General features: G+C 70.9%; 21 protein-coding genes. All 21 read right to left on the bottom strand.

The genetic code is table 11. The features are described from left to right. Positions 1–142: 142 nt before the first annotated feature. The 21 genes from TSB10P1A_RS21385 to TSB10P1A_RS21485 all read right to left on the bottom strand — a co-directional run bounded on the left by TSB10P1A_RS21385 (position 143) and on the right by TSB10P1A_RS21485 (position 25,003). Positions 143–3,070 (bottom strand): bifunctional [glutamine synthetase] adenylyltransferase/[glutamine synthetase]-adenylyl-L-tyrosine phosphorylase, encoded by a 2,928-nt coding sequence (locus tag TSB10P1A_RS21385; protein WP_186390107.1) that lies wholly within the window; start codon positions 3,068–3,070, stop codon positions 143–145. A 120-nt stretch (positions 3,071–3,190) separates the two neighbouring features. Continuing rightward, positions 3,191–4,621 carry a HAMP domain-containing sensor histidine kinase gene (locus TSB10P1A_RS21390; RefSeq protein WP_186389957.1) on the bottom strand — a complete coding sequence of 477 codons (1,431 nt, stop codon included), beginning with the start codon at positions 4,619–4,621 and terminating at the stop codon, positions 3,191–3,193. Then, on the bottom strand, positions 4,618–5,307 hold the full coding sequence (locus TSB10P1A_RS21395) for a response regulator transcription factor (RefSeq protein ID WP_186389958.1): 690 nt from the start codon (positions 5,305–5,307) through the stop codon (positions 4,618–4,620). The genes TSB10P1A_RS21390 and TSB10P1A_RS21395 overlap by 4 nt, the downstream gene beginning before the upstream one ends. Positions 5,308–5,588: 281 nt before the next feature. Beyond that, a complete protein-coding gene (locus TSB10P1A_RS21400; protein WP_244293201.1) occupies positions 5,589–7,130 on the bottom strand; it encodes a Do family serine endopeptidase in 1,542 nt (513 codons plus the stop codon). A 183-nt stretch (positions 7,131–7,313) separates the two neighbouring features. Continuing rightward, on the bottom strand, positions 7,314–8,540 hold the full coding sequence (locus TSB10P1A_RS21405; protein WP_186389960.1) for an alpha/beta fold hydrolase: 1,227 nt from the start codon (positions 8,538–8,540) through the stop codon (positions 7,314–7,316). A gap of 95 nt (positions 8,541–8,635) precedes the next feature. Next, a complete protein-coding gene (locus tag TSB10P1A_RS21410) occupies positions 8,636–9,127 on the bottom strand; it encodes a cytochrome c-type biogenesis protein (RefSeq protein WP_186389961.1) in 492 nt (163 codons plus the stop codon). Next, the gene (locus tag TSB10P1A_RS21415) at positions 9,127–11,118 is read right to left on the bottom strand and encodes a heme lyase CcmF/NrfE family subunit (RefSeq protein WP_186389962.1); all 1,992 of its coding nucleotides are present in this window, start codon (positions 11,116–11,118) and stop codon (positions 9,127–9,129) included. Before TSB10P1A_RS21415 ends, TSB10P1A_RS21410 begins: the two co-directional genes overlap by 1 nt. A 62-nt stretch (positions 11,119–11,180) precedes the next feature. Further along, positions 11,181–11,618 carry a cytochrome c maturation protein CcmE gene (gene ccmE, locus TSB10P1A_RS21420; protein WP_186389963.1) on the bottom strand — a complete coding sequence of 146 codons (438 nt, stop codon included), beginning with the start codon at positions 11,616–11,618 and terminating at the stop codon, positions 11,181–11,183. Between the two features lie 43 nt (positions 11,619–11,661). After that, entirely contained in the window at positions 11,662–12,819 is a 1,158-nt protein-coding gene (gene ccmI / locus TSB10P1A_RS21425) for a c-type cytochrome biogenesis protein CcmI (RefSeq protein ID WP_186389964.1), read from the bottom strand. 190 nt (positions 12,820–13,009) lie between these two features. After that, positions 13,010–14,419 (bottom strand): hypothetical protein, encoded by a 1,410-nt coding sequence (locus tag TSB10P1A_RS21430; RefSeq protein WP_186389965.1) that lies wholly within the window; start codon positions 14,417–14,419, stop codon positions 13,010–13,012. 188 nt (positions 14,420–14,607) lie between these two features. After that, complete coding sequence (locus TSB10P1A_RS21435) at positions 14,608–15,060, bottom strand: RT0821/Lpp0805 family surface protein (RefSeq protein WP_186389966.1); 453 nt, start codon at positions 15,058–15,060, stop codon at positions 14,608–14,610. A 255-nt stretch (positions 15,061–15,315) separates the two neighbouring features. After that, positions 15,316–16,722: an ATP-binding protein gene (locus TSB10P1A_RS21440; protein ID WP_186389967.1), complete on the bottom strand. Its 1,407-nt coding sequence runs from the start codon at positions 16,720–16,722 to the stop codon at positions 15,316–15,318. Next, positions 16,715–17,380 carry a response regulator transcription factor gene (locus TSB10P1A_RS21445; RefSeq protein ID WP_186389968.1) on the bottom strand — a complete coding sequence of 222 codons (666 nt, stop codon included), beginning with the start codon at positions 17,378–17,380 and terminating at the stop codon, positions 16,715–16,717. Before TSB10P1A_RS21445 ends, TSB10P1A_RS21440 begins: the two co-directional genes overlap by 8 nt. Before the next feature lie 44 nt (positions 17,381–17,424). Further along, positions 17,425–17,730 (bottom strand): PepSY domain-containing protein, encoded by a 306-nt coding sequence (locus TSB10P1A_RS21450; RefSeq protein WP_208987169.1) that lies wholly within the window; start codon positions 17,728–17,730, stop codon positions 17,425–17,427. A 72-nt stretch (positions 17,731–17,802) separates the two neighbouring features. Beyond that, on the bottom strand, positions 17,803–18,207 hold the full coding sequence (locus TSB10P1A_RS21455) for a hypothetical protein (protein ID WP_186389969.1): 405 nt from the start codon (positions 18,205–18,207) through the stop codon (positions 17,803–17,805). Next, positions 18,204–18,425, bottom strand: coding sequence for a hypothetical protein (locus tag TSB10P1A_RS21460; RefSeq protein ID WP_186389970.1), 222 nt, complete (start codon positions 18,423–18,425; stop codon positions 18,204–18,206). The genes TSB10P1A_RS21455 and TSB10P1A_RS21460 overlap by 4 nt, the downstream gene beginning before the upstream one ends. A gap of 38 nt (positions 18,426–18,463) precedes the next feature. After that, positions 18,464–19,060 (bottom strand): lysozyme, encoded by a 597-nt coding sequence (locus tag TSB10P1A_RS21465; protein WP_186389971.1) that lies wholly within the window; start codon positions 19,058–19,060, stop codon positions 18,464–18,466. 25 nt (positions 19,061–19,085) lie between these two features. Next, a complete protein-coding gene (locus TSB10P1A_RS21470) occupies positions 19,086–22,997 on the bottom strand; it encodes a glycoside hydrolase TIM-barrel-like domain-containing protein (RefSeq protein WP_186389972.1) in 3,912 nt (1,303 codons plus the stop codon). Beyond that, positions 22,997–23,443, bottom strand: coding sequence for an NlpC/P60 family protein (locus TSB10P1A_RS21475; protein ID WP_186389973.1), 447 nt, complete (start codon positions 23,441–23,443; stop codon positions 22,997–22,999). Before TSB10P1A_RS21475 ends, TSB10P1A_RS21470 begins: the two co-directional genes overlap by 1 nt. Positions 23,444–23,471: 28 nt before the next feature. Continuing rightward, the gene (locus TSB10P1A_RS21480) at positions 23,472–24,350 is read right to left on the bottom strand and encodes a DUF2163 domain-containing protein (RefSeq protein ID WP_186389974.1); all 879 of its coding nucleotides are present in this window, start codon (positions 24,348–24,350) and stop codon (positions 23,472–23,474) included. Continuing rightward, entirely contained in the window at positions 24,347–25,003 is a 657-nt protein-coding gene (locus TSB10P1A_RS21485) for a DUF2460 domain-containing protein (RefSeq protein WP_186389975.1), read from the bottom strand. Before TSB10P1A_RS21485 ends, TSB10P1A_RS21480 begins: the two co-directional genes overlap by 4 nt. Positions 25,004–25,019: the final 16 nt, after the last annotated feature.

A 25,019-nucleotide genomic window follows, 5' to 3' on the forward strand; every position in this document is an offset into this window, starting at 1 on the left:
CAAAGGGAATCCGCAGCGGAAATCCCGTCCTTGCGCAAATCCTTGCACGCGTGCCGACACGGGGTTGAGCGGACGTGCCGCCTACCGCGGGCAGGTTGGTACGCCGAGCCGGAAGCGCCGTACGGCGCCAGTTCCGGCCGCCTCAGCCGGCGGCCGGCTCCACCTTCCCCACCAGCGCCTCGAACGTGCCGCGCACCCGCCGCTGCGTCTCCGCCATCAGCGCTTCCAGATGGGCGAAATCCGGCGCCTCGCCCGCCAGCACCAGCAGATCCTTGACGCCCTTGGGCACGGCATCCGCCTTGAACGGGCCGTCCAGCGTCAGGCGCTGCACCTGGGTCAGGGCATGATAGAGGCGGATGGCCGGCAGCAGCACCTCGGCATCGCCGGCTTCGAGCAGACCCGCGTCGCGGGTGCGTTCCAGCACCGTCTCCGTCGTCTGCGACAGGATCTGCGGATGCGTCGCCCCATGGACCAGTTGCAGGTACTGGGCGATGAACTCCACGTCGACAAGGCCGCCGGCGACCTGCTTCAGGTCCCAGATGTCGGATGTCCCCTTCTCCGCCTCGATCCTCGCACGCATCGACGCCACTTCGGCGGCCACCGTCTTCGCGTCGCGCGGCCGGGCCAGCGTCTCGCGGATATTGGTCTCGATTCTTGCGGCAAAGGCATCGGAGGAGCGGGCGATCACCCGGGCCCGGGTCAGCGCCATGTGCTCCCAGGTCCAGGCTTCCTTGGCCTGATAGGTCTCGAAGGCGGCAAGGCGCGTTGCCAGCGGCCCGGCATTGCCCGAGGGGCGCAGGCGGAAGTCCACCTCGTAGAGCCGCCCCTCCGCCGTCGGCGCCGACAGGGCCGCGACCAGCCGCTGGGTCAGGCGGATGAAATACTGGCTCGGCGCCAGCGGTCGCTTGCCGTCGGTCTCGGTCACCTCCTCCGGGTGGTCGTAGAGCAGGATGAGATCGAGATCGGACGCCGCCGTCATCTCGCGTCCGCCGAGCTTGCCCATGGCGACCACGGCCCAGTCCGCGCCCGGCAGCCGGCCGTGGCTTTCCGCCACGTGATCGATCACGAAAGGCATCAGCCCGGCCACCACCGTCTCGGCAAGGCGCGCCAGCGCCTCGCCCACCTGCAGGGCGTTCAGCGTGTCGGAGAGCAGCCGCAGGCCGATCAGGAACTGCTGCTCCTGCGCGAAGATGCGCGCCCGGTCGAGCGCGTCCTCGTAGAAGCGGGCAAGGTCGAGGGTGCGGGCCAGACCCGCGCGGAACTCGGCCGAGGTGGGCATGGCGCCGAAAAAGGCCGGATCCATCACCGCGTCGAGCACATGCACCCGCTTCGACACCACTTCGCCCATGCGCGGGGCGGCGCCCATCACCGTTGCGAGCAGCTTGAGAAGCTGCGGGTTGGAGCGCAGCAGCGAGAAGAGCTGGACGCCGGCGGGCAGCTTCGACAGAAAGCTGTCGAAGGCCAGCAGCGCCTGGTCGGCATTGTCGGTGCTGGCCAGTGCCGAGATCAGCACCGGATGCAGCTCGGTCAGCCGCTCGCGCGCCTTGGCCGAACGCACCGCCGGATAGCGGCCGAAATGCCAGGCCCGGATGATCTTGCCGGCCTCTTTCGGCCGCTGATAGCCGAGCCGGGTCAGGGTCTCCAGTGTCTCGGGGTCGTCGTCGTCGCCGGTGAAGACCAGGTTGCCGAGGTCCGAGGCCAGTTCCGGCTCGTTCTCGAACAGGGCCGAATAGTGCTTCTGCACCCGCGTCAGCCGCGCCCGCAACGCCTCCTCGAACGGCTCCAGCTCGGCAAAGCCCATCAGCCGCGCCACGCGGGCGCGCGCCTCCGCCTCGGCCGGCAGGATATGCGTCTGCTCGTCGTTGACCATCTGGATGCGGTGCTCCACCGCGCGCAGGAAGCGATAGGCCTCGGTCAGTTCGTCGCGCGCCTCCGCCGCGATCCAGTCGAGCGCGGCGAGCGTTGCCAGCGTCTCCAGCGTGCGCCGGCCGCGCAATTCGGTGATGCGTCCGCCGGCGATCAACTGCTGCGTCTGGGCGAAGAACTCCACCTCGCGGATGCCGCCGCGTCCCAGCTTGACGTTGTGGCCCGCCACCGCGATCCGCCCGTGCCCCTTGTGGACATGGATCTGGCGCTTGATCGAATGCACGTCGGCGATCGCCGCATAGTCGAGATACTTGCGCCAGATGAAGGGCGAGATTTCCTTCAGGAAGCTCTCGCCGCAGGGCACGTCGCCGGCGCAGGCGCGCGCCTTGATCAAGGCCGCGCGCTCCCAGTTCTGGCCGAGGCTCTCGTAATAGACCAGCGCTGCCGGGATCGACATGGCCAGCGGCGTGGCGCCGGGGTCCGGACGCAGCCGCAGGTCGGTGCGGAAGACATAGCCGTCCGCCGTGCGGTCGCCCATCATCTTGACCAGCCGCTTGGTCATGCGGACGAACTCGACAGGCGCCTCCGCCCCGCCCGTCACCGGCGCCAGGCCCGGCTCGTAGAGCACGATGAGATCGATGTCGGAGGAGTAGTTCAGCTCCAGAGCGCCGTATTTGCCCATGGCGAGGATCACGAAACCGCAGCCCTGTTCCGGGGCAGCCTCGTTGCGGATCTCGAACTTGCCGCGCCGGGCGAGATCGCGCAGGCAGAAGCGGATCGCCGCCGTCAGCGCCGCATCGGCGAAGCGGCTGAGGCCGCCGGTCACCGCGTCGAGATCGAGCGCGCCGGCAATGTCGGCGAGCGCCAGCGTCAGGGCGAGATCCTGCTTCAGCCGCCGCAGGCGGGCCATCACCACGGCCTCGTCGTCGCCGGCCACCTCGCGGGCCTCGGCGACCAGCCGGTCGACCCGCGCCTGCGGCACATCCGTCAGCAGCGCGGCAAGGCGGGCATGGTCGGCAAGGGCAAGGTCGCGGAGATAGGGGGCGTTGGTCAGCGCGCCGGCAAGGAAGGATGCCACGCTGCGGCGCCGGTCGGCATCCGGTCCAAGCCCGGCGACGACGTCGGCAAGATCCTGCAACAGCGCTTCGGCTGCAGCCTCGCTCTCGGCGAGCGGCACCACCCGCAAGGCCGCCAGCAGGGGCATGCCGCCCGTGCCCGCCTCGCTGCCGTTCCCCTTGCGGTCGCCGCCATCCGCGGTGCCCTGCGCTGCGACACTGTCGTTCAATCCGTCCTCCCGATCCGCCCGTTGCACCGGGCCGTTCCGTCAGTCGCCGCCCGCCGGCCGTCCCTCGCCGTCGCGTCCGGCCGCCGGCAGCCACAACCGCGCCGCCAGTCCGGGCTCCGCGTCCGCCAGTTCCAGCCGCCCGTGATGCAGGCGCGCCACCGCCGCCACCAGGCTGAGGCCGAGGCCGGAGCCGGGCGCGCTGCGGCTTGCCTCCAGCCGCACGAACCGGTGCAGCACCCGCTCCTTGTCGGCATCGGCGATGCCGGGTCCGTGGTCGCGCACGCCGAGCAGGACGTCACCGCCCTCCATGCGCGCTTCCAGCTCCACCCTAGCGCCCTCGCCCGCCTCCTGCCGAGCGTATTTCAATGCGTTTTCGACAAGGTTTATCAGCGCCTGCACCAGCAGCTCGCGGTTTCCCGTCACCGTCAGCCCATCGGCGACGCGCAGCTCCATGCCGCCGCCATCATCCTCGGCGACCGGCGCGTAGAGCTCGCCCACCTCGCGCACCAGCGCCGAGACATCGATATCGCCGAAGCTGGCGTCGGAGGATCCGGCCTCGACACGGGCAATGCGCAGCAGCGCGTTGAAGGTGCGGATCAGGGCGTCGCAGTCCTCGATGGTGGTTTCCAGCACCGCGCGCGCCTTGCTGTCGCCGGCGAGGTCGCCGCGCAGCGCCTCCTCCAGCCGGTTGCGCATGCGGGTCAGCGGCGTCTTGAGGTCATGGGCGATGTTGTCGGAGACATCCTTGAGGCCCTGCATCAGCACCTCGATGCGCGTCAGCATCGCGTTGAGGCCGATCGCCAACCGGTCGAACTCGTCGCCGCTGCCTTCCACCGGCAGCCGCTCGGTGAGGTCGCCCGACATGATGCGCCGGCTGGTCGCGGTCATCGCATCGATGCGCTTCAGCACGCGGCGGCTGACGAAGACCCAGGTGATCAGTCCGAGCGCCGCCAGCACGAACAGCCAGAAGCGCATCGCCTCGGCCAGCAGCGAGCGGAAATACTGCTGTTCCTGCAGGTCGCGCCCGACCAGCAGGCGAAAGCCGCCGGAAAGCTGGAACACCCTGACCAGCGCCTCGCGGCGCGCCCCGCCGCCGATCGGGGTGTACATCACCCGCTGCAACTCGCCGCTCTCGCCGGCCAGCACCCGGTCGTCGAGCTGCTCGATATTGCCGACGAGCTGATTGGCGGCGAAGTCGGTGACGAGATAGAGGCTGGCACCGGGTCGGCGGGAGCGGGCGTCGACGGCGGCGACAAGCGCGCGAATGCCGCCGATGCGATACTGGTCGGCAAGGCCGGAAATCTCGGCATCGACCGTGTCCACCACCTGGTCGCGCAGGACCGTCGCGGTGTTCTGCGACAGATAGACGAGGACCGCGCCGGAGGCGAGCGTCAGCGCCGCCAGATAGATCAGCGCCAGCTTGATCGCCGTGGTGCGGAACAGCCGGCCGGTCGTCGTCGGTTCGCTCATGCGCCGGCGCGGCCGCTGTCGCGGATCGTGTAGCCGGCGCCGCGCACGGTGTGCAGCAAGGGCCGGTCGAAATCCTTGTCGATCTTGGCGCGCAGCCGCGAGATATGGACGTCGATCACGTTGGTCTGCGGGTCGAAGTGATATTCCCACACATGTTCGAGCAGCATCGTGCGGGTGACCACCTGGCCGGCATGCTGCATCAAGTATTCCAGCAGGCGAAACTCGCGCGGCTGCAGCGGAATGTCCTGGCCCGAGCGCGTCACCGTGTGGCTCAGCCGGTCGAGCGTCAGGTCGCCGACCGTATAGCTCGTCTCCACCTCCTGCTGGCGCGGTCGGCGGCCGAGCGCCTCCACCCGGGCCAGCAGTTCGGAGAAGGCGTAGGGCTTGGGCAGGTAGTCGTCGCCGCCGGCGCGCAGGCCGGTCACCCGGTCGTCGACCTGACCGAGCGCGGAGAGCACCAGCACCGGCGTGTGGTTGCCGTCCGCGCGCAAGCCGGAAATCAGCGACAGGCCGTCGCGCCGCGGCAGCATCCGGTCCACCACCAGCACATCATAGGGGGCGCTGGCGGCCAGATCGTAGCCGGTCTCGCCATCGGCGGCATGGTCGACCACATGCCCCGCCTCGCGCAGGGCCTTGGCCAGATAGCTCGCTGCTTCCTTGTCGTCCTCGACAATCAGGATCCGCATGACCTCTTCCGTGTCTTTGGTCTTTGGTCTCGGGCTGGTTCCGGTTGCTGGGTTTAGCATCGGCAGGAGCCCGCGTCGAACGGCATGAAAAACCCCGGACCGTCTGGCGGTCCGGGGCCCCGGTCCCCTGGCATGCGTCTGGTGGCGGTTGCGGACCTGCCCCTCGCATGCCGGTGACCTTCCGGATGCCGCGCCGCCGTTCGGGGGCTTGGCTCGTCGGGCGGCGTCATCCGGTTTCGTTGGCGGCGGCGGCGCACCCTGTCCGGCGCGCCGCCTGCCGCTCAGCCCCTGTTCTGGTCGACCGGTACCGCGACGAAGCGCGAGGCATTGTTCCGCTCGACGCGCAGCAGCACCGACTTGCGACCGTTTTCGCTGGCGGCAAGGGCGGCTCCGGCGACCTCGCCGGGGTTGCTGACCGGCTGGCCCGCCACCTCGAGGATGACGTCGCCGCGCTGCAGGCCCTTTTCGGCTGCCGGGCTGTCGGCGGGAATGTCGGTGATGACCACGCCGCGCTCGCCGGCGCCCATCGCGCTTGCCGCCGCCAGTTCCATGCCGAGGCTGTCGACGAAGGCCGTGTCCTTGCCGGTCGGCTGGACCGCCGCCGTCGCCGGGCCGTCATCCTGCAACCGGCCGAGGATGACCTTGACGTCCTGCTCGCGCCCGTCGCGCCAGACATTGAGGGTGACCTCGGTCTCCGGCGGATAGGCGGCGATCATCCGGGCGAGGTCGCGCGGCCCGTCGACCGACTGTCCGTCCACGCTCAGGATCGTGTCGCCGGAGCGGATGCCGGCCTTGCGCGCCGGGCTGTCGCCCTGGGCGTCGGCGACGATCGCGCCCTTGGCGTCCTTCAGACCGACGCTCTCGGCGATGTCCTTGGACACCGGCTGGATCTGCACGCCCAGCCAGCCGCGCACCACCGTGCCGTCCTTCTGCAGGTCCTTGACGATCGTGCTGGCCGTCGAGGCCGGAATGGCGAAGGCGATGCCGACATTGCCGCCCGAGGGCGAGAAGATCGCCGCGTTGACGCCGATCACCTGGCCCTTGACGTTGAAGGCCGGGCCGCCGGAATTGCCCCGGTTCACCGGCGCGTCGATCTGGATGAAGTCGTCATAGGGACCGGCGCCGATGTCGCGGCCACGGGCCGAGACGATGCCGGCGGTCACCGAGCCGCCGAGGCCGAACGGATTGCCGACCGCCACGACCCATTCGCCGACCTGCGGCGCCTCGGGGGCGAACTCCACATACGTGAACGTCTGGCCCGCGCTGTCGACCTTGAGCAGGGCAAGGTCGGTGCGCTTGTCGGCGCCGATCAGCTTCGCCTCGTATTCGTTGCCGTCATCGGTGATCACCGTGAAGGTCTTGCCGTTGGCCACGACATGCTCGTTGGTGACCAGATAGCCGTCGCCGGTGATGAAGAAGCCGGACCCCTGGCTCATGCCGTGGCGGCGCGGCTGCTGCTCGCGGCGCTGTTCGCTGCCGAAGGGCTCGCCGCCGAAGCGCCGGAAGAAGCGCTGCAGCGGGTGATCCTGCGGCAGGTCCTCGAAGCCGGGGATGCCCCCGTCGCGCGACGACATCATCCGCGGCGTCTCGTCGGTGCGCACCCGCACGCTCACCACCGCCGGCTTCACCGCCGAAACGACAGGCGCGAAGTTCTGCGGCGCCTCGGTTTCGACCCGCACCGGGTCGGCAAGGGCGAACTGCCCCGGCACCACGGTCTGCAGGCTCATCGCGCCGGCAAGACCCAGCGCCAGGGCACCGGCGACAAGGCCGGCACGGCGGCGCGGCAGACGGCGGATGGCCGAGGGGATCTGTTTGGTCGACATGTGTTGCTCTCTCCACATCAGGAACCGGACGGCGTCCGGAGGTCAGGACCCTTCGAGCCGGCGGTCATTCGCGGGGAAGCGTTCGCCGACTGTCCCGACTGATATGGAACACGCCGCCTTACAGCCGCCTGTCGGCGAAATTAAGCTTTGGTAATGTTGCGGGAGTGGGTCGGGCGCAGCGGCTCACGCTTCGCGGGTGACGATCACAGCCCCGGCCTCGAGCGTGCGATGCACCGGGCAGCGGTCGGCGATCTCCAGCAGCCGCGCGCGGGTTTCGGCATCCAGATCGCCCTCGATGGTGATCCGCCGTTCGAAGCGGTCGATGCGCCCGTCCCGGCCGCGAAGCTCCTGCGTGCACTCCAGGCAATCCGCCGCATGCACCTTGCCATGGGTGACCGTGGCCGAGATCCGCGTCACCGCCAGTCCCTTGCGCTCGGCATACATGCGCAGCGTCATCACGGTGCAGGCGCCGAGCGCCGCCGACAGATAGCCGTAGGGCGAGGGTCCGCTGTCGAGACCGCCGACCGCCTCCGGCTCGTCGGCGATCAGCCGGTGCCGGCCGGCCACCACCATCGCCTGGAACTTGCCGAGCCCGGTCTCGCTGACCTCGACGCCCTTCGCCTCAACCTGTGCGGCCTCCGCCTCCATGCCGATATAGCGGCTCGCCCAGGCGGCGATCACGCCCGCCGCATAGGCCGCATCCGCCGGATCGGTCAAGAGGTGGTCGGCACTGTCCAGCGAGACGAAGCTCTTGGGGTGCTTCGCCGCCACGAAGATGCGTGTGGCATTGTCGATGCCGACCGTCTCGTCGCGCGGCGCGTGCAGCACCAACAGCGCCTTGTGCAGATGCGCGACGCGCTCGCGCACGTTCTGCTCGGCGATGTCCTCCAGGAACTGCTTCTCGATGGTGAAGCGGCGGCCGGCCAGTTCGACCACCGCCGCGCCGTCGTCGCGGATCCGCTCGAGATCGGCACGGAAATTCTTCAGGACGTGATCGGCATCGGCCGGCGCGGCGATGGTCGCGACCGCCAGCGCCTCGGGGATTTCATGCGCGGCCGCCAGCATCGCGGCGCCGCCCAGCGAATGGCCGATCAGGAGCTTCGGCGCCGCATGGGTCTCGCGCAGGAAGGCGGCGGCCTTGAGAAGATCCGCCACGTTGGAGGAGAAATTGGTGGAGGCGAAGTCGCCGCCCGAGCCGCCGAGCCCGGTGAAATCGAACCGCAGGACGGCAATGCCCTCGCGGGTCAGCGCTTCGGCGATGCGCCGGCCGGCCGCCCCGTCCTTGGAACAGGTGAAGCAATGGGCGAACAGCGCATAGGCGCGCACCCGGCCGGTCGGCAGGTCGAGCCGGGCGGACAGTTCGGCGCCGTCATGGCCCTCGAAGGTCAGTCGGACAGGCTGTGCGGGCATCGGGCTCTCCGTCGTCGGGCGATCTTGTCGTTCGGAACGCGGGTGTCTTTCGAAGCCCGCGCCGACGCCCAACAAACCACGAAACCGCGAGCCGATCACGCCTCCCTGTCGCGGGACAGGATCCGGTTCAGTTCGGCTTGCTCCTCGCCGGTCAGCCGTGTCGCGGCGCCGGCCGCGACGGCAGCAGCCCCGCGGCGGCGGCGGGCGCCGAGAAACAGCACCAGCAGGCCGATGGCGAGCGCCAGCGGCGCCAGGCCCCACAGGGCCACCGTCTGCAGCGTCAGGCGCGGCTTCAGCAGCACGAACTCGCCATAGCGGGCAACCAGGAAGTCGACCACCTCGGCGTTGGTGTCGCCGGCCACCAACCGCTCGCGCACCAGCACGCGCAGGTCCTTGGCGAGCGGCGCGTCGCTGTCGTCGATCGACTGATTCTGGCAGACCATGCAGCGCAGTTCGGCGGAGAGCTCCCGCGCCCGCTGCTCGAGCACCGGATCGTCCAGCACCTCGTCCGGCGCCAGCGCGCGCGCCGCCGGCAGGGCCACGGCCAGCATGGCGAGCGCGAGCAGCAGCAGGCGGAGCGGGCGCATCACTCGGCCCCCTGCCCGGCGGCGACCATCTTGCGGGCGGCCGGCTTGGGAGCGCCGACCCGCAGCCGGCGGTCGAACAGCGACAGCACGGCGCCGAAGCTCATCACCAGGCAGCCGATCCAGATCAAGGTCACCAGCGGCTTGTAATAGAGGCGGATATCGGCGCCGCCGTCGGCATGGACCTCGCCGATCGACACATAGACCTGCGACAACAGACCGAAGGTGACGATGCCCGCCTCGGTCGTCGGCATGCGCCGCGCGGTGTAAAGCCGCTTGGCCGGGTCCGCCACCGCGACTTTCACGCCGCCGCGATAGATGTCGAAATGCCCGACATCGTCGACATAGTTGGGGCCGGTGCGCCGCGCCAGGCCGGCGAAGGCCAGCGAATAGTGGGAGATCTCGACGCTCTCGCCCGGACGGATGGTCAGCACCTTCTCTTCCTGGAAGGCGGAGACGGCGACGATGCCGAGCAGCGTCAGGCCGATGCCGGCATGGCCGAGCGCCGTGCCCCAGGCCGATCCCGGCAGGCCGGCAAGGCGGGCAAGGCCGGTCGACAGGCCGACATCGCGGAAGCGGGCGCGCGAGAGGATCTCGGCCGCCGCGCCGCAGATCACCCAGGCGGCGAGGCCGACGCCGAGCGCGGCGAGGATCTTCTCGGCGCCCTCCATCCAGGCGGTCACCAGCATCGCCAGCAGCGCCAGGCCGGCGACCGCGTAGAGCCGCTGGCCGACGGCGGCGAGATCGCCGCGCTTCCACGCCAGGAACGGGCCGAACGGCATCGCCAGCAGCAGCGGGATCATCAGCGGCCCGAAGGTCAGGTTGAAGAAGGGCGGACCGACCGAGATCTTCTCGTCCGTCAGCACCTCCAGCAGCAGCGGATAGAGCGTGCCGATCAGCACGGCGGCGGTCGCCACCGTCAGCAGCAGGTTGTTCAGCACCAGCGCGCCCTCGCGGCTGACCGGGGCGAACAGCCCGCCCTGCTTGAGCATCGGCGCGCGCCAGGCATAGAGCGCCAGCGAGCCGCCGATGAAGACCACGAGAATGCCGAGAATGAAGGTGCCGCGCGCCGGATCGGTGGCGAAGGCATGGACACTGGTCAGCACGCCGGAGCGCACCAGGAACGTGCCGAGCAGCGACAGCGAGAAGGTGAGGATGGCGAGCAGCACCGTCCACACTTTCAGCGCCCCGCGCTTTTCCATGACGATGGCGGAATGCAGCAGCGCCGTGCCGGCGAGCCAGGGCATGAACGAGGCGTTCTCGACCGGATCCCAGAACCAGTAGCCGCCCCAGCCGAGCTCGTAATAGGCCCAGTAAGAGCCCATGGCGATGCCGAGCGTCAGGAACATCCAGGCGAGCAGCGTCCAGGGCCGCACCCAGCGGGCCCAGGCCGCGTCGACCCGCCCGAGAATCAGCGCGGCGATGGCGAAGGAGAAGACGATGGAGAAGCCGACATAGCCGACGTAAAGCAGCGGCGGATGGATCGCCAGGCCCACGTCCTGCAGGATCGGGTTAAGGTCATTGCCCTCGATCGGCGCCGGCGAGGCGCGCAGGAACGGATTGGAGGTCGCCAGCATGAACAGCAGGAAGGCGGCCGTCACCCAGCCCTGCACGCCGAGCGTTGCGGCCTTCAGTTCCATCGGAATGTTGCGGCCGAAGGCGGCGACCAGCGCTCCGAACAGCACCAGGATCAGCACCCACAGCAGCAGCGAGCCCTCGTGATTGCCCCACACGCCGGTGATCTTGTAGAGGTCCGGCTTGGCCGAATGGGAATTCTCGACCACGTTGACGACCGAGAAGTCCGAGACCATGTAGGCCTGCGTCAGCGCCGCGAAGGCGATGCCGACCAGCAGGAACATCATGCCGGCGACGGGCGGCGCCACCGCCATCAGCCGGCGGTCGCCGGTTACCGCGCCCCAGACCGGCACGACGCTCTGCAGCGCCGACAGCACGAAGGCCAGAATCAGCGCGAAATGGCCGATCTCGATGATCATCCCCGATCGTCTCCCTCAACTCGGCAGGCGATATCGCCCGCGCGCGGCCGGATCGGGTCCGGCTAGTCCTCGCCCTGCCAGACGCCCTTGCCCTTGAGCGCCTCGGCCACTTCCTTCGGCATGTAGTTCTCGTCGTGCTTGGCCAGCACGTTGTCGGCATGGAACCAGCCGTCGCCCTTCATCACGCCTTCGGCGACGACGCCCTGTCCCTCGCGGAACAGATCGGGCAGCAGGCCGACATAGACCACATTGACGCTTTCCACCGTGTCGGTCACGGCGAAACGCACCTCGGCATTCATGCCGCGCTCGACGCTGCCGTCCTCGACCAGTCCGCCGAGGCGGATGCGCTGGCCGTCCGGCAACTGTTTGCCAACGATGTCGCTGGGGCTCTGGAAGAAGACGATCTGGTCGTTCAGCGCCACCAGGATCAGTGCCACCGCAACGGCCAGCACGCCGCCGGCGGCCGCGATCATCGTCATGCGTCTTTGCTTGCGGGTCATCTTGCTTCGTCCGTTCCCGTCGCTGCCCACCAGTTTGTGCCGCTCAGGAGCCTTCGCCCAGTTCGCGGGCCAGTTGCCGCACGCCGGCGACGGCGGCCGGGTCATCCTTCAGCGCCTCGCCGGCGCGCGCAATGACCTCGCGCAAACGGTCGCGCTCGCCCAGCACGTCGAGCGCGCGCATCAGCCGCATCCAGTCTTCCATGCTGCCGCCGTCCTCGGCAAGCCGCCGATCCAGCCCGTCGACCATGGAGCGGATCATCTCCTGCCGGTCGCTCTCCGCCATCTCTGACGCGGCCTCGATCTGTTCGCGGCTCGGCCCTGGCGCTGCAGGCGCCGCCGCCGTTTCGGCGGTCTCGACGCCGAGCTTGGCGAGTTCCAGCCGCGCGGCCTCGGCCCAGGCCTCGCCGCCGCGCGCATCGGCCAGCAGGGCGCGCCAGGCGGCGACCGCCTCGTCCCTGCGGTCTTCCTGGGTCAGCGCCAGCGCCAGGAAGAAGCGCGGCTTCACCGCTCCGGCCTCCAGCTTCACCGCCCGTTCGAACGCGGCGCGCGCCTCGGCGCTGACGATGCCGTTATTGGCGACGACCAGCGCCTCGCCGCGATCGGTCTCCCGGCGCGGATCGGAGCCCAGAAGCCGGATCGCGGCGGCATAGGCGGCGGCGGCGTCCTCCGCCCGCCCCATGCGCATATAGACCGGCGCCAGCACGTCCCAGCCGCGCCCGTCCCCCGGGTTGTCGGCGAGATGCCGCTCGACCCGCGCCACCAGTTCGGGCAGCGAGCGGCCGTCCGCCGGCATCTCCAGGCGGGCGGCCAGCGGCTGGTCGGGCATGTCGGGCGAGCCGAAGGCGAGATAGGCGGCGACGGCGCCGAGCGGCACCAGGGCCAGCGCCAGTCCCTGCACCAGGCGCAGCCGGGCCACGGCCGCGGCCTTGCCCGCCTCCCCTGTCTGCGAGCCGGTCTGGCGTGCCTCGCGGTCGGCGGCGATCAGCCGCCTGGCGATCTCCGTGCGCGCGGCCTGCGCCGCCTCCGGCGAGATCAGGCCCCGGTCGAGATCGCGATCGACCTCGGCCAGTTGGGCCTTGTAGACCTCGGCATCGTGCAAGGCGGCGACCGCGGCCTCGTCGCGGCCGGAACGGGCGAGCGGAACCAGCACGGCGAGCGCGGCCAGCACCGTCAGGATGGAGAAAGCGATCCAAAGCGTCATGAGGAGGATATAGACCGTGCCGCGGCGATTTCCGCAAGTATAAGCGACCTGTGACAGGCGGTCGCGCCGAAACGACCCCGATCACGATCCGTTCAACGGCGACACGTCGCCCGGCCGCCCCGCGTGCCTCCGCCCGCCCGGTGCACCGGCGAGGTCGGCCAAGATCAGGGAATGGGATCAGGAGACGAGATCAGGAGGCGATCTGCCGGGCGTCCGGCTTCGGCGTCAGCGCCGCCTTGCGGCTGCGCCGCAACTGGTCGGCATAGTCCTTGCCGTAAAAGGCCTCGCACAGTTCGATGGCGATATCGACGGCGACGAGATGCGCCTTGCGCGTCGTCTCGCCGGCCTCGGCGAGGGCCGAGAGCAGCGCCCGCGTCTTGATCTCCAGCGACTGATCGAGCGCCTGACGGGTGCGGGCGGTGATCTCGTTGACGGCGAGATTCTCCGCCGCGTCGCGCATCTTGCCGACCAGCATCACGCCGCGATGGGCGCCGTCCAGCAGCGCGCCGTCGATCTGCGGCTCGCCGTCGGCGTCGAGCGTCGGAACCACGAGCAGGCGGCGGATGTTGCCGGTGGCCAGTTCCAGGTCGCGGGCGATCAGGTTCGACAGGATGCGGCGCGTTTCGGCCACCCGCTTGTGCCAGGCCGGCTTTTCCGTCAGGTCGAACTGCCGGTCGAGCACCTTGACGATGCGGGTGTAAGCGTCGATCGCGCTGGAGAGTTTCAGGTTGCTGCAATCGCCGCAGGCGATGCCGGCCTGGCGTTCCACCTCCGACAGGGCCATTTCGGCGAAGACCGCATAGCGGCTCTCGGCGATCTTGCGAATCGATGTCGAGCCGGCGAGCGCCGCCGCCAGCGACAGCATCGATTCCGGCGCTTCCACCCGGTTCAGCACGACGGAGGCGACCAGCGCCCTCTCGTCCGGATGCCGGTCGGTCACCGCCTTGATGCGGATCAGCGCCGGGCTGCCCGGCTTGAAATCCCATTCGGTCAGCCGCTCCGGCAGGCTTTCGCGCAGCGCCTCCAGCCAGCCGCCCTCGCGGAAGGCGGCGACCAGATCCTCCGCGTCGCGTAGCGCCCGCTCGCCGCCCAGCAGCATGCTGGTCTTCTGGTGGACGCGGTCGTCGGCGCGCGCCTCCGCCAGCGCCTTTTCCATCGGCAGAAGCACGTTGCGGCGCAGCGACACCGCCAGTTCGATCACCTCGTCCGGCTCGGTTTCCAGCCGCCGGCAGCGCTCGACCGCCTGGGCCACCCGGTCCGGCGCCACATCGCGGGAGATCCAGGTCCAGATCAGGGGCAGGCTGGCGCGGGCGATGCGGCCGCGCTCCTTGGCGGGCAGCGTCTCGCCGACCAGCATGTCCTCGACCGGCGCGAAGAACAGCCGTTGCAGCCAGCTTTCGCGCGGCGCCGCGTCGAGCACGATGCCGGTGTCGCGGCGCACCGCGCTCAGGCACGCATCGAGAATGAGATCGAGATGGGGATCGTCGGACCCGCGCGCCCGCGCCCCTTCCAGCCCCCGCAACAGGGTGTGGATGGCACGCGGCGACAGCGCCTGCAGATAGGACCGGATCTTTGCCGTCAGATAGTGCCGGTCGGGCATCGGGCAGCGCTCGAAGGGGGCTGTTGGATCATCCGGCGATAATTTCAGATAATGTTTAACCGAATCTTGGCGATCGCCGCCCCTCGCGCGGAGCAGGAAACCTCACCGCGCGAGTTCACGCCCGCGCCGAATGGCGGCCTGTTCGGGGCCTTCCTGATCGGCTCCTTGCGGGAGATCCGGCGGCAGGCTCAGATGATCGGCTGCCAGGCGCCGTCCTGGGCGCGGCAGGCGGCGCCGCGCATCGAGCGTTCGACGCCCTGCGTGCTGACCACATGGGTGTAGTCGCGGCACAGGGTGTTGTTGACCTGGTAGCTGGGACCGGTGACGACACGGCCGCTGACGCCGGAACTGCGGTTCTGCCACTGCACCGTCTCGCCGGTGCGATTGGTGCCGAGCGCCCCGCGCAGCGCGGTGGCGGCGGCCCGCCGGTCGCCGATCGCCAGTCCCTGCCCCGCTTCCGTGCGCAGCAGGTCGGCGAGCACCAGATCGGCCTCCGACTGCTGCACGGTCGGCGCGCTGAAGGCGCTGCCGAACAGGCTGCCGCCGACGACGACAGGCCCGGAGCCGACCGTTTCGGTGGAGCCGCAAGCGCCCGTGGCAGCGGCCAGGGCCATGGCAATGGCGAGTCTCACGGCCTTCATCCGCGCTTGCCCTCGTTTCATCCCTCTAGCTCCGGCTCCGCTACCGGGCCCCACTACCGGGTCCTCTACCGGACCCGAGGCCAGATGCGCGTCAACCGGAGCGGCGGCGCACAGGCGCCGCCGAAAGCCCAAATGACCGGACGGTAACCGCCAACCGGGAGGAAGGATCGGCCCGAAATCCCTGTCAAAACGTTACACACGTATTTGTGGCCGAACTGCGTCCGTTCAAGACCCTCGGACACCGTCCCGCCACCCTCAGATCGCCGGCAGCGTCAGCCGCGCCGACAGGCCGCCGCCGCCCTGCCCGCGGTCGCGGGCCAGCGCCAGGTCGCCGCCGTAAAGGGCCGCCAGATCGACGACGATCGACAGGCCGAGGCCGGTGCCCGGCACCGTCTCGTCGAGGCGGCGGCCGCGCTTCAGCGCCTCGGCCATCTCGCTCTCGCCCAGGCCCGGCCCGTCGTCGGCAATGGTGAGGACGATCCGCTCCGCGCCCTCGCCCTTGCCGCTGGCGGCAACGCTCACCCGCACCCGCGAGGTCGCCCACTTGCAGGCATTGTCGATCAGGTTGCCGGTCATCTCCTCCAGGTCCTGCTCCTCGCCGCGAAAGCGCAAGCGTGTCTTCATGTCGAGGGAGATGTCGATGCCGCGATCCCGGTGGATGCGCGTCATCGCCCGGATCAGCCGCGCCAGCACCGGCTCCACGTCGCAAGAGACGCCGATCACCCGGCGCTGCGCCGCCATGCGGGCGCGCTCCAGATGGTGGTTGACCTGCGCGCGCATCACCTCGGCCTGTTCGGCCACCTTGCCGGCGAACGGCGCCTGCTGGCCGCGCACCTCGTTGAGGATGACGCTGAGCGGCGTCTTCAGCGCGTGGGCGAGATTGCCGACATGGGTGCGGGCGCGTTCCACCACCTCGCGGTTGGAGCGCACCAGCGCGTTCAGTTCCACCGCCAGCGGCTTCAGTTCCGGCGGCAGGTTCTCGTCGACGGTCTGGGCATCGCCCCGCCGCACCGCCGCCAGCGAGGCGCTCAGCGCCGCCAGCGGCCGCAGGCCGACGCGGACCTGCAGGAAGATCGCCCCGACAAGGCCGATCCCCAGCACCAGCAGCGTCAGGGCCACCTGGCCGGCGAAGTCGGTTTCGCGCTCGCGCAGTTCCGCCGTCTCGCCGGCGACCGCGATGCGATAGGCGGCGGCCTCGCCGAAGATGATGGTCCGCTGCAGCACGCGCAACTGCGCCGAGCGCGGGCCGACGACGAGCGAGCGCAGCACCTCGCCGGGCGGCGGCGCCTCCAGTTGCAGCCGGTCGCCCAGCAGCGACATGGAGGAGAACAGCACCTCGCCGGTCTCCGCCCGCATCACCAGCCAGTACCAGCCCGAGGCCGGTAGGTCGAAGCGCGGGTCGCCGAGATTGCCCGGCTCGGCCGGCTCGCTCGGCGTTCCGGCGGCCATCTCGCCGATGATTGCCTTGAGATAGACGTCGAGGCGCGCGTCGAACTCCCGTTCGCTCGCCTCCCGGTACATGGCGACGAGCACGAAGCCGGTCACCAGCAGCGCCGCCAGCGACCACAGGGCCGCCACCAGGATCAGCCGGGTGGCGATCGAGTGCTGGCGGCGGCGCCGTCCGGCGGCGGGCTGCTCCGCCTGCGGTTCGACGTCAGGCATCCGGCTCGCCGATCCGGTAGCCGAGGCCGCGCACCGTCTCGATCAGGTCGCTGTCGAGCTTCTTGCGCAGCCGCCCGACAAACACCTCGATCGTGTTGGAATCGCGGTCGAAATCCTGGTCGTAGAGATGTTCGATCAGCTCGGTGCGCGAGACCACGCGGCCCTTGTGATGCATCAGGTAGGAGATCAGGCGGAACTCGTGCGAGGTCAGCTTGATCGTCGCCCCGTCCTTGGTCACCTTGCCGGCGCGGATGTCGAGGCGGAAAGGACCGACGCTGATCTCGTTGCTGGCATGGCCGGCCGCGCGGCGCAGCAGGGCGCGCAGCCGCGCCACCACCTCCTCCATGTGGAAGGGCTTGGCGACATAGTCGTCGGCGCCCGCGTCGATGCCGGCGACCTTGTCCGACCAGCGGTCGCGGGCGGTGAGGATCAGCACCGGCATGGCGCGCCCGTCGCGGCGCCAGCGCTCCAGCACCGACAGCCCGTCGAGCACCGGCAGGCCGAGATCCAGCACCACCGCGTCATAGGGTTCCGTATCGCCTAGGAAATGCCCCTCCTCGCCGTCGAAGGCGGTGTCGACCACATAGCCCGCCTCGCCCAGCGCCTCGACGAGCTGGCGGTTGAGGTCCTTGTCGTCTTCCACAACGAGCAGTCTCATGGTCGGGCCTGTTCCTTACCGCGATTGATGTTCGCAGGCACCGCTCAGCGCAGCACCTGTCCCGAGCGGGCGTCGATCACCCGCTCCTGCACCCGCCCGCCGGCCAGCACCGACAGCACATAGACGAGCTGCCCGCCCTGCCGGCACAGTTCGGCGCGCACGATCTCGCCGCCGGCACTGCCGGCGACGCTGCCGAGCGGGCGCGCCTCGCCGGCTTCCACGGCCTGTCGCGCCTCGCGCTGGCTCAGGCACTCAGCCTGCGCCGTGGCGGGAACAAGGAGGGCAAGCGTCACCGCCAGCGCCAATGCGACGCGACGCGGGACCTTGCGAATATGTAGCTGCCTGACCATGCGTCTTCCATAGCGGGGTTCGCCTGAATAGCACATGAACGCAAGGTGCAGGAGCTGCACGAAAAACGCCGCTCAGCCGCCCCTGCCGCCGCGCAGGCTGCGTGCCACCCCTTGCGCCCCGTCGACCAGGAACAGCGACAGCACGATGCCGCCGGCCCACTCATCCAGCGGTGCCGGCAGCGCCGCCACGTTCCAGGAGAAGCGGAAGATCGAATCGGCGATCACCGCCGCCCACCACACACCAAGCGGCAGCACGAACAGCAGCCGGCCGATCCGCCCGGCGGACAGGAGATGGCCCTGTTCGGCGATCAGCACCTTGCGCGCCTCGGCCCGTGCCTGCATCTCGGCGCGGATCTCCTCCACCGCGAGTTCCGCGGCCAGTTCCCCCTCCCGCTCCTTCGCCGACAGGCGCCGCTCCATCAGTCCGACCAGCGCCTTGAGCAGCGGCCCGGCGAGAAGGGCGAGCAGCGCGCTCATCGGCCGCCCTCCCTGTTCCGGTCGCACCAGCCGGCCGGCCCGCGCGTCACGTGGCGCAGCGCGATATTGGCGAGGTTGACGGCCACCACCAGCCACAGCGCCTCGCGCGGGCCGAGCGCGGCCGCCCAGTCGATCCCGGCGAGAAAGCCCGCCATCTCGGCGGCGATCACCGCAAGGCCGGTGGCAAGATTGAGGGCAAGGGTTCTCCAGCCGCGCATGGCGGTCTCCTTTTCGCAAAGTTTGGGGATGAAAGGGATCAGCTCCGGCGCAGCCGGGCGAGCAGTGCCAGCACCAGGCCTGCGAGGCGGGCGAGCAGGCTGCCGCCGGTCTGCGGGACACCACTGGGAGCCGCAACGCCGCTCCCCTTGCCGTCACCATAATCGCCGGTCAGCAGCAGCCGCGCCTCTTCCTGGCGCCGGCGCACCAGCCCGGCGAGCTTGCGCCCGCCGGCGGTGTTGTAATTGGCGCCGAGGATGCCGGCCGCGCCTTTGACATCGCCGGCCTTGAGCGCGGTCGCCCAGCGCCACTGCAGCGCCCGCGGCCCCAGATTGTAGGCGACCGAGCAGGCCGCGTCGTGCCGGTGCTGCGGCAGCGTGCCGAGCGCCTTCGTCACCTCGCGCCCGTATTCCTCGTCGATCAGCCGCCGCAGCAGGCGGTCGGCCTCGGCGCGCGAGATCCGGTCACCGGGCGCGAGCGCGCGGCCATGCGCCTTGCGCCAGCTCTCGGCGAAGAGCCGGCTCCCCATGGTGAAGCCATAGCCGATGGTCAGCACCCCGACCGGATCACGGTACGCGCCCGCGACAAATCCCTCGTGCCTGGCGACAAAGGCCAGGCCCCGTTCGCTCACCTTCATGGGTCTCTCCCTTGCGTGGATGAAATCAGGGATGGAGTTCGAAGAGGCCTGCGAGCCCCGGGCCGACGCTCGCCGAGAGCTGCCGCACCCTTAAGCGGAACAGCGTCTGCGGCCCGCCGAAGGCGGCCGTCTCCTGCGCCGCCGTCAGGGTTGCCAGCGGGCTTGTCACGCTCGCCGACCAGCGGGCGATACCACCCGCATCCAGCAGTTCTGCGAGATACTCCTCGCGCTCCTCGCTCAGCGGCACGTCGCCCTCGCGCCAGCCGTCGCCGCCGATGCGCGTGCGGCGGATCCACTCGAACCGCACCTCGCCGCCCGCCAACCGCCGCGCGCGGCCATGCACCGGCGCGAAAGGCATCAGCCCGCGCGCCGTCGCCGTATGGGAAAGGTCGATGCGGGCGAGGCTGTCGAGCGCATGCCCGGCCGGCAGCGCCGCGTAGAAGAAGCCGATGCCGATCTCGTCGAGGGTCAGCGGCAGCGGCAGCAGCGCGTCGTCGATCAGCACCACCCGGCTGCCGGCCGGCGTCGGCGCGCGCGCCGCGTCTTCCGTGCCCTGCTGGCCGCGCAAGAGCATGGAGAGGCGGTAGCGGCGCGGGCCGACCAGTTCGCTACCGGCGAATTGCAGCACTTCCAGCCCGCCGGCCCCGCCCAGCACCGCCAGCGCATTGGCCCCCGACAGCACCGCCTCCTCGCTCGCCGAGGACAGGGTGCCGCCGGAAATCTCCACCACCGGCCGGCTGCCCCGGTCCCACACCGCCACAGGTCCCGGCGGCAACTCGTTCACCAGCGTGCCGATCAGCGCCGGGCTCTCGGCCCTTGCGTGACGGACGGGCGACAACCCGTCGCGCCAGCGATAGACGTCGACCGCCCCCGGCCAGGGCGCGCCGAACACCGCAAGGCGCGGGGCCTGCGGCGCGCTGTCGCCGGGCAGCGGCGGCAGGTCGAGGATCACCGCCTCCACCCCGCCGGCCGTCGCGGTGATGCTGCGCGGCCGCGCCTCGCCGCCGATGGCGCGGGCAGCGCTCGGCGGCGGCCGGCGCACCACCCTGCCGGTCAGCCGCCGCCCCTCCGCCTCCTCCACGCCGTCGATGCGGATGTCGAGCGCCTCCTCGCGCCCCAGCAGCGGGTCGGCGAGAAGCCGCACCACGTCGCCGGGCTCCGGTTCCAGCCGCCCCGGCGGCAGCGCCAGCCGCGCCTCCTCGCGTTCGTTCCAGCGCCGCAGCAGCAGCCGGTCGGCAAGTCCCGCCGCCAGCGCCGGGTCGAGGGTCGCGCCGAGATCCAGCTCTTCCACCCGCGCGCCATGCCCCTCGATCCGCCGTGAGGAGACGACGAAGCGCCGGTGCTCGCGGGTCGCATCACGCGCGGCGATCCGCACCTCCGCCGGCAGTTCGGCCATCTCGCCGCGCCGCAAGGACAGCGCCGGCCGGTCGCCGTCGCCGGCGAGGATCGCGCCCGCATCCAGTTCGGTGATGGCCGGCGACCAGGCCGGCAGCAGCGCCAGCGCCTCGCCCCGGTCGACCGCGACCGCGCCATGCGCCTCGATCAAGGGCGCCAGCACGTCGCGCGGTGCCACCGGGCCGGCCAGCGCGATCCCGTCCAGGGTGCCTGTCAGGCCACCGAGCCGGATCAGATCATCCGGCAGGCCAAAGTCCGCGGCGATCGCCCGCACCAGCCCGGCCAGCGACAGACCGCCGAGCCGGCCGTTCAGCCAGTGGCCGGCGCGCCAGTTGCTGCCGTCGGCCCACAGGTCCGTCGCCGTCGGAAAGGCCGGAAACGGCCGCGCGTCCCAGGCCCACAGGTGAATGCGTGCCGGATCGACCATCGGCCCGCCATAGAGCGGCGAGACCGGGTTGTCGCCGGCGGTAAGGTCCGGATGCCAGCCCGACCAGTGGCCGATCACCGCCTCCAGCGCCCGGCGCTGGATCAGGTCGTCGCGGCCGCCGTCGGAAAAGCGCGGCCAGGCGGATTCGGAGGATTTCGCGTCGAAGAAGACATTCGGCTGGTTGGCGCCGCGGCTGATCGCCGGCACGCCCAGTTCCGTCAGCCAGATCGGCTTGGACTGCGGCACCCAGGCCGTCGGCGCGCCGACCTCCGCCCCGCCGACCCGCTCCACATGCGGGTTCGACCACCAGCCCTTCAAGTCCTTGGCGCGGTACACCCAGGGCTTGCCGTGCGCCCCGTCGCTGATCGGTGAGCGCTGCCCGGCGCGCCGGTCCGCCTCGCTCGCATAATACCAGTCGTGATCCTCGCCGCCCACGACCGCCCCGGCCAGCGCCGCGATGTCGTAAGGATCGTCATGGCCGTCCGGGTCGCCGTCCTCGCGCTGGTCGGCGAGCGGGAAGTACGCATCGATGCCGACCGCATCGATCTGCGGATCGGCCCAGAGCGGATCGAGCGGAAAGCGCAACTCGCCTCCCTCCCGCTGGTACGCACCATATTCGCTCCAGTCGGCCGCATAGGTGATCGCCGCCTCGGGGAGAAGTGCGCGCACCTGCCCGGCCAACTGGCGCAGCACCTCGACGAAGGGGAAGCTGCCGGGCCCGTCGCTGAGCCTTGTCAGGCCGCGCATTTCCGAGCCGATCAGGAAGGCATCGACCCCGCCGGCCGCCTTGGCGAGCGCGGCGTGATGCAGCACGAAGCGGCGATAGCTCCACTCGCCGGGGCCAGAATACGACACCCCGTCGCCCGACGGCGCGAACTGCCCCGCATGCGCCGTGCCGGCAAAGGCCGCGATCTCGGCGCCCGCCGCCGCCGTTCCATCCGGCGAGCCGTCAAGGCCGGGCGCCAGCGCGCCGGTGATGCGCCCGCGCCAGGGATGCGGCGCCTGTTCCGCCCCGCCGTAAGGGTCGGGCCGGCCGTTGCCGGGCGGCACGTCCATCAGCAGGAAGGGATAGAGCGCGACCTTCAGCCCGCGCGCCTTCAGGTCGCGGATCGCCCGCACGACGCTCGCGTCCGACGGCGTGCCGCCATAGGCGGGCAGGCCCTCGTGCCGGCTCACCTCCTCGGCCACCGCGCCGGAGAGGCCTGCGACCAGCCATGTCGCGCCGCGCGTCTGGCGGCCGCGCGTTTCCACCTTGGGGCGCAGCGTGCAGTGGCCGGCGCGCAGGTCGTCGCCGAACCACGCCGTCACCAGCGCCACCTGCTCCAGGTTCGGGCACAGCGCCTGCAGCTCGTCGAGCGAGGCGGTCCAGTTGCTCGGCGCGTGGGAGACGTGGCGGTTGGCGCGTTCGGAGACGCCCGGCCGCACGGTCCAGGTCACTTCCGCCGGCTCGTAGACGAATTCGCCCGCGCCGGGGATGATCGTCACCGCCCGCACCATCTCCTCCAGCGGCTCGACAGTGCGCACCACCTCGAAGGTCAGTTGCGGCAACCGGTCGCCGAACTCCTCGAGCGGCAGCCGCTCGAACACCGCATAGGCGGTGCCGCGATAGGCGGGCGTTGCCTCCTGCAGCGCCGCGATCAGCGGGTCGGGCGGCTGGCCCGCCTCGCCCTTGTAGAGCCGCCAGGTGACGCCGGTCAGTTCCAGCGGCTTGCCGTCCGCCCAGATCGCCCCGACATGCGAGATCGGCCCCTGGCACAGCGCCACGGCGAAGCTTGCGTGATAGCGGTAGCTGCGCACCCGCGTGCCGCCTCCGCCGCCGCCCTTGCCGCCGCTGGTTTCCTCGCGCACCTCCTCCTCGAAGCGGGTCGCCCAGATCACCTGCCCGGCAAGCCGCACCCGGCCATAGACCAGCGGCAGCGGCGCCCCTTCCGCCGAGGATTGCACGGAGAGATCCGACAGCCGCCGCCCCTCGATGGTGCGGGTCTGGCCGAACAGCCGCTGGTCGAGCGCATGGCCGGCCAGCGCGCCGGCCGCCTGGCCGAGGATCGCGCCGGTGCTGCCGAGAAAGGCGGCGCCCAGCGCCTTGCCGGCGGCCGCCAGAACAAGCGTTGCCATCAGCGCGCCTCCGGAAAGGCGAAGACGGCGGCGATCCGCCGCCGCCAGGCCGGCACCAGGGGGCTTTCGGAGACCGACAGGCCCTCGTAGGCGTGGATCATCGCAGGCCCCGCGCCCGCCAGATCGCTGGAGAGGAAGCCCGCATGCTTCACCGGCGCCCCGTCGCGCCAGCGGAACAGCAGCACGTCGCCGGGCTGCGCCTCGTCGAGACTGCGTTCCTGCATGTGCCGGCGCGCGGCGGCGAGCAGCGTCTCGCGCGCATCCGCCTCGGCCCAGTCGCGGCTATAGGGGGGCGGCGCCTCCGGCTCCGTGCCGTGGATCGCCCGCCACACCCCGCGCACCAGGCCGAGGCAGTCGCAGCCCGCGCCCCGGCAGCTTCCCTGATGGCGATAGGGCGTGCCGATCCAGCGCCGCGCCTCGCCAAGGATGTCGCTTCGCAGAACCATCGCCTGCCTCCCGTGATCGTGAAGTCTTTCAGCGCACCAGCGCGCCGCCGTCGTTCTCCGCCGCCCCGCGGCTCGGATAGGCCAGCACCCGCTCGGAGCCCGGCATATGCGGAAAGCCCTGGAAGTTGAGCGCGTTGGCGAATTTCTCGCGGCAACTGGCGAAGCGCTTGTCGCAGCCGGCGGTCAGCCGCGCGGCCGTGCCCTCGGCCACTTGCTGGACGAGCGGCGTCATCAGTTCGACGATCCGCACGCCCTCCTCCACCCGGTCGGAGACCACCTCGCCGACCAGCCCGCCGGCCTCGATCCGCCCGCCGGCGAACCAGTCGCGCGGCGGCCCGGCAATGCCCTCCACCCTGATCCGCCCGGCGGTCGAGCCCGCCGCCACCGTTCCCTCCAGCCGGAAGCCGCCGGCGATGAGATCCAGCCGGCAGCGCCCGTCGCCGAGATCGGCGTCGCACAGATGCGAGAACACCCGCCCTTGCGGGATGTCGAGCAGATGCGCCAGCCCGCGCAGCTCGGCGCGGAACGCATTGCCGGCCCGCGTCACCTCGCCGATGACGGCGCGGCGCAGCAGCATCCGGTGCTCCGGCGCCTGCCAGTCGACCAGGAAGATCTCGACCCGCCCGCCGTCCCACAATCCGGCGGCAAGGTCCGCTTCGGCGATCCGGTCGGAGGCAAGGATGCCGGCGGCCTCGCTGGTGCCGGCGGCGAAATCCGGGGCCATGTCCGTGGCGCTCGCCTCGAAGCCGAGCTCGGGGCGGAACTCCGTCCCCTCGAAGGACAGCACCCGGTCATGGTCGGTGAAGCCGAGCACGATGCCGTCGGCCCGTGTCAGCCGCCAGCAGGTGGCGAGCGTCGTTGCCTGCGCGCCCGCGCGCGCGGCCAACCCCGGCGGAACCGTCCTCATGGCGCCTCTCCCCCGTCCGGGGTTATTTCCACGAGCGGGATCGTCGGCACGCGCCCGGCCTCGAAATGGGTGAGGCTCAGCTCCAGCCGGTCGGTGTCGAAGCGCACCGGCACGTCGAAGCGAAAGCCGGCGGTGACGATCGCCCCCGCTGCCGGCGCCGCGGTAAGCGTCACCAACCCGGTCGCGGGATCGCAGGCAAAGCCCGTCCCCTCGGCGAGCTCCGTGCCGCCGACGGCGACCCGCACGGAGCCTGTCACCGGCTTTTCGATCCGCCGCAGCGCCGCGCCCGCGCCGGTGCCGTAGGTCTTGGCAAGCGCAAACTCTACCCGCGTCCCGTCGCCCGTGCCGATCCGGCAGTCGAGCGGGCCGACCGTGTTGCCGCTCGCCGCCGACAGGTTGTCGAAGGGATCGCGGAAGCGGAAGCCGGTCAGCCGCCCGCGCATGCGCTCGAAGAAGCCAGCGACCTCCTGCAGGTCGGCGAGCGAGCGCACGCCCGTGCCGGCGTCATAGCGCCGCCGCGACCCGGCCCAGCGGGCATTGCGCATCTCGGCGCCGGAGGCGAGCGTCACCACCTCCGTGCGCCATTGCGGCCCGCCGCTGGCGCCGAAGGCGACGCCGAGCGGGAACCGCTCCTCGATGAATCCGGGCGTCATCGCGGCCCTCCAGCTT

It is taken from the genome of Stappia sp. TSB10P1A (assembly GCF_900185725.1).
Classification (GTDB): domain Bacteria; phylum Pseudomonadota; class Alphaproteobacteria; order Rhizobiales; family Stappiaceae; genus Stappia.